The sequence below is a fragment of the Coleofasciculus sp. FACHB-542 genome, assembly GCF_014695825.1.
GTDB lineage: Bacteria > Cyanobacteriota > Cyanobacteriia > Cyanobacteriales > FACHB-T130 > FACHB-T130.
The window spans coordinates 123217-135922 of record NZ_JACJPB010000021.1; the positions used below are offsets into that span (position 1 = coordinate 123217).

General features: G+C 45.6%; 12 protein-coding genes. 6 read left to right on the plus strand and 6 right to left on the minus strand.

Annotation, left to right across the window (positions count from 1 at the left end):
- Positions 1-146 precede the first annotated feature (146 nt).
- Positions 147-989, minus strand: a complete 843-nt coding sequence (modA, locus tag H6F52_RS06080; RefSeq protein WP_190532871.1) for a molybdate ABC transporter substrate-binding protein — start codon at positions 987-989, stop codon at positions 147-149.
- Positions 990-1063: 74 nt separating this feature from the next.
- Positions 1064-1798: a response regulator transcription factor gene (locus tag H6F52_RS06085; RefSeq protein ID WP_190411414.1), complete on the minus strand. Its 735-nt coding sequence runs from the start codon at positions 1796-1798 to the stop codon at positions 1064-1066.
- 23 nt (positions 1799-1821) lie between these two features.
- Between H6F52_RS06085 and H6F52_RS06090 the strand changes: the two genes are divergently transcribed.
- Both H6F52_RS06090 and H6F52_RS06095 read left to right on the plus strand, forming a co-directional pair.
- Positions 1822-2103 carry a hypothetical protein gene (locus H6F52_RS06090; protein WP_190532792.1) on the plus strand — a complete coding sequence of 94 codons (282 nt, stop codon included), beginning with the start codon at positions 1822-1824 and terminating at the stop codon, positions 2101-2103.
- 464 nt (positions 2104-2567) lie between these two features.
- Positions 2568-3191 carry a CPP1-like family protein gene (locus H6F52_RS06095; protein ID WP_190411412.1) on the plus strand — a complete coding sequence of 208 codons (624 nt, stop codon included), beginning with the start codon at positions 2568-2570 and terminating at the stop codon, positions 3189-3191.
- A 34-nt stretch (positions 3192-3225) separates the two neighbouring features.
- On the opposite strand, the gene H6F52_RS06100 is transcribed toward H6F52_RS06095, so the two are convergent.
- The 3 genes from H6F52_RS06100 to H6F52_RS06110 form a co-directional block, all read right to left on the minus strand.
- On the minus strand, positions 3226-3954 hold the full coding sequence (locus H6F52_RS06100) for an HAD family hydrolase (protein WP_190532795.1): 729 nt from the start codon (positions 3952-3954) through the stop codon (positions 3226-3228).
- Between the two features lie 79 nt (positions 3955-4033).
- Complete coding sequence (gene hppD / locus H6F52_RS06105; RefSeq protein WP_190532798.1) at positions 4034-5158, minus strand: 4-hydroxyphenylpyruvate dioxygenase; 1125 nt, start codon at positions 5156-5158, stop codon at positions 4034-4036.
- Between the two features lie 225 nt (positions 5159-5383).
- Positions 5384-6085 carry an SDR family oxidoreductase gene (locus H6F52_RS06110; RefSeq protein ID WP_190532800.1) on the minus strand — a complete coding sequence of 234 codons (702 nt, stop codon included), beginning with the start codon at positions 6083-6085 and terminating at the stop codon, positions 5384-5386.
- 344 nt (positions 6086-6429) lie between these two features.
- On the opposite strand from H6F52_RS06110, the gene H6F52_RS06115 reads away from it, so the two are divergent.
- The gene (locus tag H6F52_RS06115) at positions 6430-7902 is read left to right on the plus strand and encodes a cyclic nucleotide-binding domain-containing protein (protein WP_190532802.1); all 1473 of its coding nucleotides are present in this window, start codon (positions 6430-6432) and stop codon (positions 7900-7902) included.
- A 41-nt stretch (positions 7903-7943) separates the two neighbouring features.
- On the opposite strand, the gene H6F52_RS06120 is transcribed toward H6F52_RS06115, so the two are convergent.
- Positions 7944-9689, minus strand: a complete 1746-nt coding sequence (locus H6F52_RS06120; protein ID WP_190532805.1) for an NYN domain-containing protein — start codon at positions 9687-9689, stop codon at positions 7944-7946.
- Positions 9690-9803: 114 nt separating this feature from the next.
- Between H6F52_RS06120 and H6F52_RS06125 the strand changes: the two genes are divergently transcribed.
- The 3 genes from H6F52_RS06125 (at position 9804) to H6F52_RS06135 (ending at position 12631) form a co-directional block, all read left to right on the plus strand.
- The gene (locus H6F52_RS06125; protein WP_190532808.1) at positions 9804-11312 is read left to right on the plus strand and encodes a UbiD family decarboxylase; all 1509 of its coding nucleotides are present in this window, start codon (positions 9804-9806) and stop codon (positions 11310-11312) included.
- Between the two features lie 47 nt (positions 11313-11359).
- Positions 11360-11905 (plus strand): SH3 domain-containing protein, encoded by a 546-nt coding sequence (locus H6F52_RS06130; RefSeq protein WP_190532810.1) that lies wholly within the window; start codon positions 11360-11362, stop codon positions 11903-11905.
- 354 nt (positions 11906-12259) lie between these two features.
- Positions 12260-12631 carry a transposase gene (locus H6F52_RS06135; protein WP_190532812.1) on the plus strand — a complete coding sequence of 124 codons (372 nt, stop codon included), beginning with the start codon at positions 12260-12262 and terminating at the stop codon, positions 12629-12631.
- Positions 12632-12706: the final 75 nt, after the last annotated feature.

The following is a 12706-nucleotide window of genomic DNA, read 5'->3' on the forward strand; positions in this document are numbered from 1 at the left end:
TATACAGGAACCTCACCCCCGACCCCCTTTTATGAACCGAGAGGGGATATCGAACCCCTCCCCGTTCGCTGGGAGAGGGCAGGAGTGGGGTTAAACCGTAGTGCATCCAATAGAGAATTGCTATAGAACAGGAAAGGGGGTAGACGCTAATTGTCAGCGACTGGTAGAAAGCCATATTTCTGCAATATCTGCTGCCCTCTGTTACTAGTAACAAAGTTGATGAATTCTTTTGCCTGCTGGGAATTTTGACTTTGCTTGACAACCGCTATCCAATAGCGGATAGGTCGAGTTGATTCAAGGGAAATTCGGGCGATCGCCTTCACTTTCTTCGATATCGCCGCATCCGTTGCATAAACAAGGGCGGCGTCAACATTTCCCTGCTCCACATAAGTCAAAACTTGACGCACATTGTCACCAAAGACTAACTTTTCTTCTTTTTCTAGTTTGTTATAAAGATTTTCTTTTTCCAGAGCCATTTTTGCGTACTCTCCTGCTGGCACTGTAGCTGGATTACCGATTGCTAAACGTTTCAGACGACTATCCCTTAAGTCAGATAGTTTCTTCAGCCAAGGAGTTTGAGCAGTCGTTGCTACCACGACTAATTGATTACGGGCAAACGTCTTGCGAGTTTGGGGAAGCAACAAATTCTGCGTTTCTAAAGCATCCATCGGTCGAGCTGCTGCACTCGCGAATACATCAATGGGGGCACCCCGTTCGATTTGCTTTTGCAAGAAACCAGAAGCGGCAAAATTAAAGTGAACGGTAAAGGTAGGAAGCTGAGCTTGAAAGGATGTGGCAATCTCTGTAAAAGCTTCGCTCAACGAAGCAGCAGCAGCAACAGTCAGCGTGGTAGATGTAGATTCAGATGCCTTTGGGGAAATAGCTGGGGCACTGCAAGCCCCCAGCAGAAGACTCATAACCAGACTTAGCAGGATGAGAGGGGGTAGGATAGCGAACCGATTGGCATTCTCCGGACACTTGCGTGGCATCAAAAAAGAACTCAAGCGTTTTTTCCCTAGCAAAAACTATGATTTTAGGCTTTGATGTTCTTGAACCATTCGTTTCAGCGCTCCGCTTTGCCATTGAGTTCGGGTTTACCCGGAACTTCAAATTTGTAACCGACGCCCCGAACTGTTTGAATTAACTCAGGCTGAGTAGAATCGATTTCTATCTTCTTGCGAATCTGCCCGATATGAACGTCAACGACCCGTGGGTCTCCAATGTAGTCAGAAGCCCAAACTTCCTTGATTAACTCGGCTCGACGCCAAACCCGACCGGGATGACTCGCCAAGAAATGCAACAAATTAAATTCTAAGGCGGTCAAGGGGACTGGTTGATCGCTCAGATTCACCTCTCGACGCACTGGATCGATCACTAGTTTGTCAAAGATGAGGCGTTGCTGTTCGGCGACTTTCAGGGGTCGATGGCGCTTTAAAAGCGCCCCGACGCGGACGCCTAACTCTCCCAAGCTAAAAGGCTTGGTAATGTAGTCATCCGCACCCTGGGAGAAGCCGTGGATTTTATCGTTTTCGTCGGCGCGACTCGTTAGCAGCAGTACTAATACGTCGGTGCGGCTTTGCAATTCTTTGCAGAGTTGATAGCCATTCGCGTCAGGCAAATTCACGTCCAGAATCACCAGGTTTGGGTTGAATTGATCAAACACGGCGCGGGCGGTCTTGCCGTCTTCAGCAGACTCCATTTGATAGTTTTGCTGACTTAAGAAGCGATAGATGAGATTCCGGATGGCCGGATCGTCATCCACGACAAGAATCTTGTGAGTTGCGGAAGCCAGGACCATAACTTTCCACTAAGAACTGGATTATGATTAACGGACAGCGGTATTTTAAGCAAACAGGTCGAGTCGGGGAAATAAGCGCTTTGGAAGGCGAAAAATCGCTTCCTTACCTTATTAATATTCCCAAGCTTAATGACGTAATGAGCATTTTAGACAATTATCGTCGCTCTCCCCAGTTAGTGAAAATATCTCGTAATCGTCAAGTCTCCACGATGGGGAGTCTGGCGGTTTGTTTTAAGTCTTTTTTGTCTAAAAAAATTAAATTTGCCGAGCGAATCCGGATAAATCATCTGACGGTTAGCTGGTAAACGAATAAAAGTGTCTTTCGAGAGAAGCGCTTGTGTTCAAGGATCAAGCTAAACTAACTTGGAGGATAGGATGAATGTAGGCACTCAAGGCTAAGGGTCAACTGCGATTAGGCAGTGATTTCAAGGACTTGAACGGCTTTGAACAAAGAACCAGTATGACAAAACTTCACGGGAAATGTATAGATACTTTGCCAAATGTAGTAATTTATGACCATTCCATCCTTCAAGAGCCGTAGCACCTTCTCCAATCAGCGTGAAAGTATTCCAATCGCGCTCTCATGGGGTCGGAGATCTTCTTTTCGCAACGGGAATTAGGGAGTTTTAGGTTACATAGGTTAGAACGGCTGGCTAACGATACTTTCTTCTAGCCTGAGGAACTGGCAGTGTAGATAGGGAGCTAGATTGCCAGAAACGATTGAGTCGATGAAGACTGCTAAAAATAATAGATCTCTGGGAGGTTTTGGATGAGCGAGCAAAATCCCTACGAAAAGCTTGGACTGTCAGAAGACGCAACTTTTGAGGAAATTCAGGAGACCCGCAAGCGCCTTCTTCAAGAGCATCATGGCGAGAAGGAGCTTCTGGAAGCGATGGAGACGGCCTACGATGCGATTTTAATGGAACGTCTGAGGATGCGCCAAGAGGGAAAAATTAAGGTTCCGGAACGGATTCGGTTCCCAGAGCGGGCGATCGCGCCTCCTCCCACTTTTACTCCTGTGCCGGTCAACCGTTCCCCAGCTTGGTTGCAAAATCTGATTGATACGCCTTCCTTACAGGAGGTGGCGTGGCCTAGCGGTTTGTTCTTGGCATTGAGCGCCATTACAGCCTATCCAGGCACCAATGATTCGATGCTGCCATTGAATATGGCGTTAGGGGCTGGATTAACTTTATTTTTGGTCAATCGCAAAGAGCGGAAATTTGGTCGCGCTTTCCTGCTGACGCTGCTGGGGTTGTTCGTTGGAATTGGATTGGGAACGCTGCTCGATAATGTGCTGATGACGCAAATTTCCAATATCGGATTGACGCCAGATAAATTCGTCACGGTGGTGACGTTTATTATTCTCTGGCTGGTTAGTAGCTTTCTGCGCTAAAGCTAAGAATTAAACATGAAAAATTAAGAGTTAATTAGAGAATTTTTAATTTTTCATTTTTTATGTTTAATTCTTCAGGCAGCGGCTGACTCAACACGAAATCTACGGCTTCACCAAGGTTGTTTACGATCAAGTCTGGCTGGTATTGCTCAAGCTGAGCGCGATCGCGTATCCCGCACAAAACCCCGATGACCTTAACGCCGTGGTTTTTTGCAGCAATCATATCAGCCTCGGTATCCCCGATCATCCACACATCAGAGGCGGGAGGAAGTTCCGCGATCGCGCGTTCCATCAGCAGCGGTTTGTCGTCGATGTCACGAGTCTTCACGTAGTCGTTTGCCAGGTGGTAGCACCGATTCTCTGGGAAAAATCGCGCTAAGTCGTAACGACCGAAAGCGTAATCTAACTCTCGTTGACGGCGCATGGTTAGTACGACCAAATCGACGCCTGCTTCCTGTACTTTTTCCAGGGCGTCAACGGCTCCGGGTGCCAGGGCGTCATAAACTAGATAGGGCATGGTATGCACGGTTTGACGCCGCAGTGCCGCAAATGCTTGGGCTTGCTCTTCATCGAGACCGGAAAGGATGCCGATTTGTCGTTCTGGGACGCGCGATCGCTTCAAACCCCAAAACTCCTCCTTAGACATCTGACGCACTGACTGGTCTTCCCGCCGCGTCTGTTCCAAACAAAACTGGTAAACTTGGTAATATCGCTCCGAAACGTCCATAATTGGGCCGTCGAAGTCACTGATAATTCTTAACATTTTTAGACGCAGGGGTTAATCTATATGATTAAGATTAATCACAAATTACCCCTTTTTTACCTGCCTGCCGATAGGTTCCTCAATACAGGCTACCTCGCTTCATCTGCTCTCGTTCAATCGCTTCAAAAAGAGCGCGAAAGTTGCCTTCCCCAAAACCCCGTGCCTGTAAGCGGCGCTCAATTAACTCAAAGAAGAAAGTAGGTTGTTCAAAAATCGGTTGAGTGAAGATTTGCAGTAGCAACGCTTCGGGAGAGTTTTCCTCCCAATCCACCAAAATTTGTTGCACCGCAATTTCCTGAATTTCAGCCTCCGATAGCTGAAGTCCTTGCCGGTGAAGCAGTTGCGTGTAGTAGGTGCGGGGGACTTGCAGAAAGGGTAGACCGCGTTGACGGAGATAGGCGATCGCATTCACAATATTGGGCGTTTGCAAAGCAATATGCTGAACTCCTGGCCCCTGATTCACCTCCAAAAATTCCTGAATTTGGGAATTCGCAGATGCGGGTTGATTAATCGGTAACTTGACCCAACCATCCGGATGATGCATCACCTTACTGTGCAGTCCCGAACGCTCGGTTTGAATCGCAAACGACTGCTGCGGTATAAACGCTAGCGTCTTTTCATACCAAGCAACTGCCCGATCCAAGTCCCCAGCGGCCACATTCAGCACCACATGATCGATGCCGCCAAACGCGAAGCCGGTGTTGCTCCTGCCATCTAACCGCTCGGAATCATCATCCCATAAGGCTTTTCCGCCATCCCAGTCAAGCTGGGGAAAAGTGCAAATAAAACCTCTATCTTGGCGCTCAACAAACCTAGGCTGCCTTTCTATCAAGGTATGACTCAGAGAACCCCAGGCGGCAATCTTGCCCCACTTCAGCAAGACCTTACCCTGTTGCTGTTCTTGGATGGGTTGCAATACCTTAGCGCCTCCATTGACCGCCTTCGTCATCACCTCTTCCACGTCTGGAACGCTAAAAGCGATGTCAGCAACGCCAGGAGGATGTTGGTGCAGAAACTGAGCAACGGGACTCGCCGATGTCAGGGGTGAAGATAGCAAAAAATAGACTGAGCCGCTTCTGACCACTTCTGTGCGAGTGTGGTCGCTTACCCCAGCGGCTACTGCTTGAAAGCCCAGCAGTAGCACAAACCAGTCGCGCGACGCTTTGGCATCTTCAACATAGAAGTGAACGTGGTCAATTTTCATGGTTTATCCAGTCTGAGCAGCTCTACCTGAGTGTAAATTTTGCCCTCTTCCTGGCATTTACAGGTCATTCTTGAGAAAGAATCCCTCCTTTGATAAAGCGCTGAGTGCTTTAGGTGTTGGGTTTCCCTGCCCTGTTGAGAACCGAGTGGGAGATGGCAAAGCAGCACAGAGTCAGTAAAAAAACAGCAAATTTTATCCGTGGTGTACTCAGTTCGCAATGACGATTCAGAAAAACAGGTGGCTTTCTGGTTGAATATTAATTTCCATCGGCACCGCTTGCGGATCGGCGCTGAGCGCGAACAGAATTGCATCAGCAGCAGTTTCAGGGCTGAGCATCTTTTTGCGATCGACTTTTAGGCTGACATTATCCCAAAAAGGAGAATCAACGCCGCCAAAATAGAATAGGGTGAACTTGATGCCGAAGCGCTTCAGCTCATCTGCCATACACTTGCTGAAACCCACGACGCCAAACTTTGAGGCACAATAAGCCGCTGCCATCGCCATCGAGTGCTTGCCCAGAATCCCCACCACATTGCAGATATGACCGCTTTTCTGCTCCTTCATTGCCTCCGCTGCTGCCTGACAGGTGTAGAAGCTGCCTTTTAAGTTCACATCAAGCATGGCGTCTAAATCTGCGGGTTCTAACTGGTTGTACTGCTTCATGACGCCAGCGCCCGCCGCATTGACTAAAACATCAATTTGACCAAAGTGGGCAATCGCTTTTTCCATTAGCGTCTCCACTTGCTGCGGTTTAGTAATATCTGTCGGTACGGTTAAGACTTGAGGGAGTCCAGATGCCAAGTTTTCCAACCGACTGCTATCTCTTGCCGCTAGTACCAACCGCGCCCCCATCGGTGCTAGTTTGCGAGTTAAGACAGAACCAATGCCGCCGGTAGCACCAACGATGACAACGACTTTATCTTGCATATTCCTTTACATTTCTTTACATCCTCTCCCATCATACTGACCGCGATTCATTCTGCTCAAACCAGTGATTTCTCGTTTCCAAGGTGAGGAGACCTCGCCTAAGAACGCTCTCAGGAGGCTCTTGCTTGCCGCCATCACCGAGAAACTCTAGGAAAAGGTGGGGAACACCGTAGTAGCACCTAAGCGCAGCAGCAGCCCATCCAGTAGGCATTTCCTGGTAGAGCCTCTCAAAGCAGAAACCGCGAAAATGAGCAGACTTCCCAGGTAAAACCTTGACATTTCGTAAAAATCGAGGCTGTGATGGACAAAGTGCGTGAGAGTTCCTGCTTCAGGTTGAGTAAATCATGGATTGGATAGTCAAAGAGACAGGGGAAATATTTGCTGACTTATCCCAGCTATTTACAACCCCGGTTTTTGAAATCGGCAACACCCGTCTTTCTCTCGGTTCGATTGTCCAACTGATTTTGTTAGCGATCGCTGTCTTTATCGCTTCTCGCGCTACCAGCGAGTGGATTAAGCGGAAAATTCTGGTGCGGGTGAAATTGGATCGAGGAACGCGAGAAGCGATCGCAGCGGTCATCGGCTACCTTTTAGCCGGTTTCGGATTTATGATTGTCCTGCAAACGGCAGGCATCAACCTGAGTTCTCTAACAGTATTCGCTGGAGTGATTGGGATTGGGTTGGGATTTGGATTACAGAATTTATCCAGCAACTTTATCAGCGGATTGACGCTACTTTTTGAACAACCGATTAGAGCCGGAGACTTTATTGAAGTTGATGGTCTTTTAGGAACTGTAGAAAATATTTCTATTCGTTCTACAATTGTTCGGACACTGGATGGCGTTTTTGTCATCGTTCCCAATGTTCGATTTGTAGAAAACCATATTATTAACTGGACTTATAAAGACCCAAAGTGTCGCATCCACATCCCGATAGGAGTTGCCTATGGGAGCGAACCCATCTTAGTCACAGAGGCACTTTTAGCGGCTGCTCGAATGGAACCAGGCGTTTTATCTTCTCCTGCTCCTAAAGTTTGGTTTAAAAATTTTGGGGAAAGTTCTTTAAATTTTGAGCTATTAGTTTGGATCGATCGACCGCAGGGTAGCGATCCCATCAAAAGTTCTTTAAACTTTGCGATTGAGAATGAATTTCGCGACCGGGGAATCGAGATTCCTTTTCCCCAGAGGGATATCCACATTCGCAATTTAGAAGAAATAACGCATCGGTTTCATAAAACCAGCGCGACAGATGTTCCTAATGGCAAAGTCAATTCGCACAATAGTACTATCACACCCAACCCCAAAGTTCTTCCCAAATCCCCCGATAATTGGACGCTGCGCGATTTGTTGCGGAGAGTCACTTTCTTTGAGTCGTGTACGGATTTAGAACTGCGTCAATTGATTGAGTACGGATATCGACAACTGTATCCAAACGGACAGGCTGTTTGTCAAGAAAATGACCCTGGCGATTCATTTTATATTATTCTGACTGGCTCTGTAGAAGTCTTTTCTCAAAAAGCAGAGAAATATATTGCAACGCTTCACAAAGGGGAATTTTTTGGAGAAATTTCTTTGTTACTAGGAACTCCTCGCTCAGCAACAGTTCGCACTTTGGAAGATTCCATTTTGTTTGTCGTAGACCGCAACGACTTACAGAAGCTTTTAGTCACGCATCAGGAGTTAGCCGATCAGATTGCCCAAAAGTTATCAGAACGACAACAGGCGTTACGAGATTTGGGAATACTGACAGAAGAAGTCTCCGAACAGACTCCTTTAATCCGAATCAGACAACGAATTCAAAGCCTTTTTGGCATCTAAGAATTAATTCGCTTGAGATAGGCAATGGATTAAGTTTTGATTTAGGAATTCTGAGCGATCGCTACTTGATATCCTTTATTTATTTTCTCCACATTGAAGCAACTACAAGACTTTAAAAATTGAGTAAAGCTACCTTCTAAATTTAATTGTTTAATAATTTCAGTGATTGGCTGATTGTACTTTTTATGAAATTCTGCTCCTAAAGTTTCTAGGGGAATATATTTTTTTAAAGATTCAGACGCTAGACTATTTAACATATTTAATAACACTTGTTCCAGCTCAAGACAGGATGTGATTTTAGATAAAGAAGCGTGAGCGATCGCTACCTGATAACCTTGCCCATTTTTCTCAACTTTTAATTTAGAGCATGACTGTAAAAATTGGGTAAAATTAGTACCTGGTTTTAATTTTTTAACCAATGCAGTAGGGGATTGACCATAAACTTTCCTAAACTCTCCACCCAACGCCATTATTGAGATTTGAGCATCTAGGGACTGGACTTGCATTGCCTGAATAATATTTAAAACTGCATTTTCTAGTTCTGCTAGAGAAGTAATAGTAGATAAAGCTTGAAGTTTATCGTCTGATTGCTGTTCAAGTTTAGAATTTTCTGGCGCTTTTTGGGGTTCAACTAAAGTCTGATTCCCGGCTTGAGTTTTATCAGTTTTTAACTCAGGCTCTTGTTTAGTCGTTTTGGTCACTTGACCGACTTTAAATAGAGTTATATATACCTCAGAAGTTTCGGGGAGTTGATGTACTACAAAATCTGAGGGTTTATCTATGAAAATATCTTTATCAGTCTTACCGGGACTATAATTATCAACAACTTGATTGATAGTAATTTCGTACTTTTCGTAAAATAGCTGAGATAGGGTAGATAACTTTACCCACTGAATTTTAGCCCGTTCTTGTTCTTCGACAAGCAACGTTTTTAAATAACTAATACATTGCATTAATGGTGGAATAACGGGTAAGTGTTTAGGCGTATAAGTTTCAATTTCACCTGTTTTATAGTTAGATACAGTTATATTAGAACCGTGTCGAAAAACCCGATATACCGTTAACCCGTATTTCTGAAGATGGTTGCAAAGATTGGTCATCACCGTATCTGATGAACAAACTAAGACTTCCTTACCTTTTGGGTAGTGTTCCCGGATTGATAAGCCAACTGCTATCATTTTTCCATCAGCGTTATCTCTACCAGCAGGAACGTGAATTAAATCATAGCCGCGTTCATGCAATTCCGCATCTAATTTACCCATGCGCCGCCAATTGGCAAAGGCAATTTTAACTTGGATAAAGTAAGTACAGACGGTTGTTAAAAATTTTTCTGTTTCGGTATCGAGTTGTAAGTTTTCGGCATCCAAAAGCAAAATCGCGATATGTTGCTCTGGAATCAGCACTCGTGGCGCTTCTGCTGGATGTGAAAAGGCTGAGCCATTTCTGGGAGCTATTTCAGATGATGAATCGATTAAGATACGAAGTTTTTCTATTAATTTACTAGATATCGGTAATTCTAAACATTGAGGAGTTAAGATTAATCGCAGTAACTTTTGTACTGTTTTAATTAGTGTGTCTCTATCAGGTGCTTTGTTGAATTCTGTTTGCAATTTTAAGAGGAAGGAGGATTGGTAAGGAGCATCACTCCAGGGAACATTCCGGTACTTTTCAGTTAATAATTTTGGCTGCTGTTGCTGAATGAAAATAATGGATTGATAGATACAGAAGCTAATTTCATTAATAACAGCAGAATCATTGACCGAAGCCACACGAACGTTATCTGGCATAGTTTTTTTGGGTTATATTCAGGCGGCGTATCCCTAAAGTCTCTAGGGAGCGCTCTTAGGTTTAGGATTCCCCTCATAATAAAAGAAAGTGCTTTATACTTCTTAATCTTTACTATGGCAAGAGACTTGCGGGGATTCATCAAGCTACTGGAAGAACGAGGGCAGTTACGGAGAATCGATGCCCTAGTTGACCCAGATATGGAAATTGCTGAGATTTCTAACCGGATGTTACAACGCGGTGGCCCTGGGCTGCTATTTGAAAATGTAAAAGGGTCAGCTTATCCGGTAGCGGTGAACCTGATGGGTACAGTTGAACGGATTTGCTGGGCGATGAATATGCAGCATCCGTTGGAGTTGGAGGAACTGGGCAAAAAGCTGAGTATGTTGCAACAGCCGAAGCCACCGAAGAAGATTTCTCAGGCGGTGGAGTTTGGCAAGGTGCTATTTGATGTGCTGAAGGCGAAACCGGGGCGCGATTTTTTCCCAGCCTGTCAGCAAGTGGTTATCCAAGGTGATGATCTGGATCTGAACCAATTGCCGTTAATTCGTCCTTATTCTGGGGATGCTGGGAAGATAATCACGCTAGGGCTGGTCATTACCAAGGATTGCGAGACGGGTACGCCGAATGTGGGGGTGTACCGACTGCAACTGCAATCGCACAACACGATGACGGTGCATTGGCTATCGGTGAGGGGTGGTGCGAGACATCTACGCAAGGCGGCGGAACGGGGGAAAAAGTTGGAAGTTGCGATCGCACTCGGTGTTGACCCTCTGATCATCATGGCTGCGGCAACACCAATTCCAGTCGATTTATCAGAATGGCTGTTTGCGGGACTCTACGGCGGTTCTGGGGTGCAGTTGGCGAAGTGTAAGACGGTGGATTTAGAAGTGCCAGCCGACTCGGAATTTGTCCTAGAAGGCACGATTACACCAGGGGAAGTGCTGTCAGATGGACCATTTGGCGATCACATGGGTTATTACGGCGGTGTCGAGGATTCGCCGTTGATTCGCTTTCAGTGCATGACGCACCGCAAAGACCCAATATATATGACAACTTTTAGCGGTCGTCCGCCGAAAGAAGAAGCGATGATGGCGATCGCACTGAACCGCATCTACACGCCGATTTTGCGGCAACAAGTGTCAGAAATTGTTGATTTCTTCCTCCCAATGGAGGCGTTGAGTTATAAAGCGGCGATTATTTCCATTGATAAGGCATATCCGGGTCAGGCGCGACGTGCAGCCTTAGCTTTTTGGAGTGCGTTACCTCAGTTTACTTACACCAAGTTTGTGATTGTCGTAGATAAAGACATTAACATCCGCGATCCGCGTCAAGTGGTGTGGGCAATTAGTTCTAAAGTTGACCCGGTGCGTGATGTTTTCATTTTGCCGAATACGCCTTTTGATACTTTGGATTTCGCCAGCGAAAAAATTGGTTTAGGCGGACGCATGGGAATTGATGCGACTACGAAAATTCCTCCTGAAACCGAACATGAATGGGGCGAACCTTTGGAATCCGATCCAGATGTGGCGGCGATGGTGGAACGACGCTGGGCAGAGTATGGTTTAGCCGACTTGCAATTAGGAGAAGTTGATCCGAAATTGTTTGGCTACGATATGAAGTAATTGTTTGGCACCAGCACCAATGCTGGTGTTAAATAATTGGGAAAATTATGGCTAAAAAGGCGAACAAGACAGCATCAAAGCTAACCGTGGGATTAGCGCTAGCTAGCATGAGCTGGGTTATCAATACTGGCACGGCTAATCTTAGCGTATTAGCGCAACCAGTTAATGAAAAAAAATGCGATATTTCTGCCGTCGTCATAGACAAAGATCCGCAAGGTTTAAATGTGCGTAGCAGCCCAAGTAGTAATAGTCGAATTTTGGGAAAAATTCCCACATACGAGTCAGTTGAAATCATCGCTTCCTCTGGAAATTGGGTAAAAATTACGAATGCTTATAGAGAAATCGGCGGCTTTCAGGGAACTGGCTGGGTGTTTTTGTCCATGTTAGGCACTGCAACAAGGGGCTATGAAACGAATGGCGTTAATCTTTATGCCAGTCCCAGTCAGCAAAGCCGAAAAATTGCACGAGTTCCACGTAGAACCGATGTTAAATTAATAGGCTGTCAGGGACAATGGGCGCAGATTGAATATCGAGGTGTTAAGGGTTGGCTGAAAAGTGACGATCAATGTGGTGTAGGCACAACCTGTTCTTAATTGTTTTGCGGGGTTCAATAGATTAGGTTTATGAGCTAGTGCGATCGCTATCAGACGCAGATGTGGCTTGGGCTGATAAATTGTTCGATACGCAAGCTTTACGGTAGTTCAAGCTTGAAGAGGCGCGTAGGAGAAAGTCTGAGGCGATCGCGATCGCCTGCTGTGTCTTTTCTATCGCTTAAGTAAATTTTATTGAGAATAGACCCACGAAGCCCCAAGGTTGACTGCCTTGGGGTTTTGCTTTATCAATAATTTACAGGCGATCGCATATCCCAAACGGCTTACAGACGCAAATAGGCAGTTGAAGGCTTGAACTTGTAATCCATCTTAAAGCTCAGAGTTCTGAGTTTTAAGATGACACGAAACCACGAGGATTGCATTGCCCTTCTTGAACAAATTCGCTGGGGTGGAAAGCCAAAGTGTCCCTACTGCGAATCGACAAATGCTACAGCTATGAAGAATCAACGCAGATACCACTGTTATACTTGCTTCACTTCATATAGTGTTACAGTCGGTACTCTATTTCACAAAACTTATGTAGACTTGAACAAATGGTTTTTGGCAATTCCTCTTGTCCTAAATTCACCAGCAGGCATCAGTGGGCGTCAGCTTGCCAAGGAGATTGGGGTCAACAAGAATACAGCATCATATGTGATTTCGCGTATCCGTAAAGCAATAGAGGAAGAGCCGGAACTTCTAGAGGCGATTTTGAGAATCGAGCTTTAGCTCGTCATGCTCCCCGCAGGAATATATTCCATGCGGGGACAACTAGATATTTGGGGTGGAGATTAGAGCTTGGGG

Excerpts from the sequence above, each read along its gene's own strand:
- modA (WP_190532871.1), bottom strand. The coding sequence starts at position 989 with ATGCCACGCAAGTGTCCGGAGAATGCCAATCGGTTCGCTATCCTACCC.
- H6F52_RS06085 (WP_190411414.1), bottom strand. The coding sequence starts at position 1,798 with ATGGTCCTGGCTTCCGCAACTCACAAGATTCTTGTCGTGGATGACGAT.
- H6F52_RS06090 (WP_190532792.1), top strand. The coding sequence starts at position 1,822 with ATGATTAACGGACAGCGGTATTTTAAGCAAACAGGTCGAGTCGGGGAA.
- H6F52_RS06095 (WP_190411412.1), top strand. The coding sequence starts at position 2,568 with ATGAGCGAGCAAAATCCCTACGAAAAGCTTGGACTGTCAGAAGACGCA.
- H6F52_RS06100 (WP_190532795.1), bottom strand. The coding sequence starts at position 3,954 with ATGTTAAGAATTATCAGTGACTTCGACGGCCCAATTATGGACGTTTCG.
- hppD (WP_190532798.1), bottom strand. The coding sequence starts at position 5,158 with ATGAAAATTGACCACGTTCACTTCTATGTTGAAGATGCCAAAGCGTCG.
- H6F52_RS06110 (WP_190532800.1), bottom strand. The coding sequence starts at position 6,085 with ATGCAAGATAAAGTCGTTGTCATCGTTGGTGCTACCGGCGGCATTGGT.
- H6F52_RS06115 (WP_190532802.1), top strand. The coding sequence starts at position 6,430 with ATGGATTGGATAGTCAAAGAGACAGGGGAAATATTTGCTGACTTATCC.
- H6F52_RS06120 (WP_190532805.1), bottom strand. The coding sequence starts at position 9,689 with ATGCCAGATAACGTTCGTGTGGCTTCGGTCAATGATTCTGCTGTTATT.
- H6F52_RS06125 (WP_190532808.1), top strand. The coding sequence starts at position 9,804 with ATGGCAAGAGACTTGCGGGGATTCATCAAGCTACTGGAAGAACGAGGG.
- H6F52_RS06130 (WP_190532810.1), top strand. The coding sequence starts at position 11,360 with ATGGCTAAAAAGGCGAACAAGACAGCATCAAAGCTAACCGTGGGATTA.
- H6F52_RS06135 (WP_190532812.1), top strand. The coding sequence starts at position 12,260 with ATGACACGAAACCACGAGGATTGCATTGCCCTTCTTGAACAAATTCGC.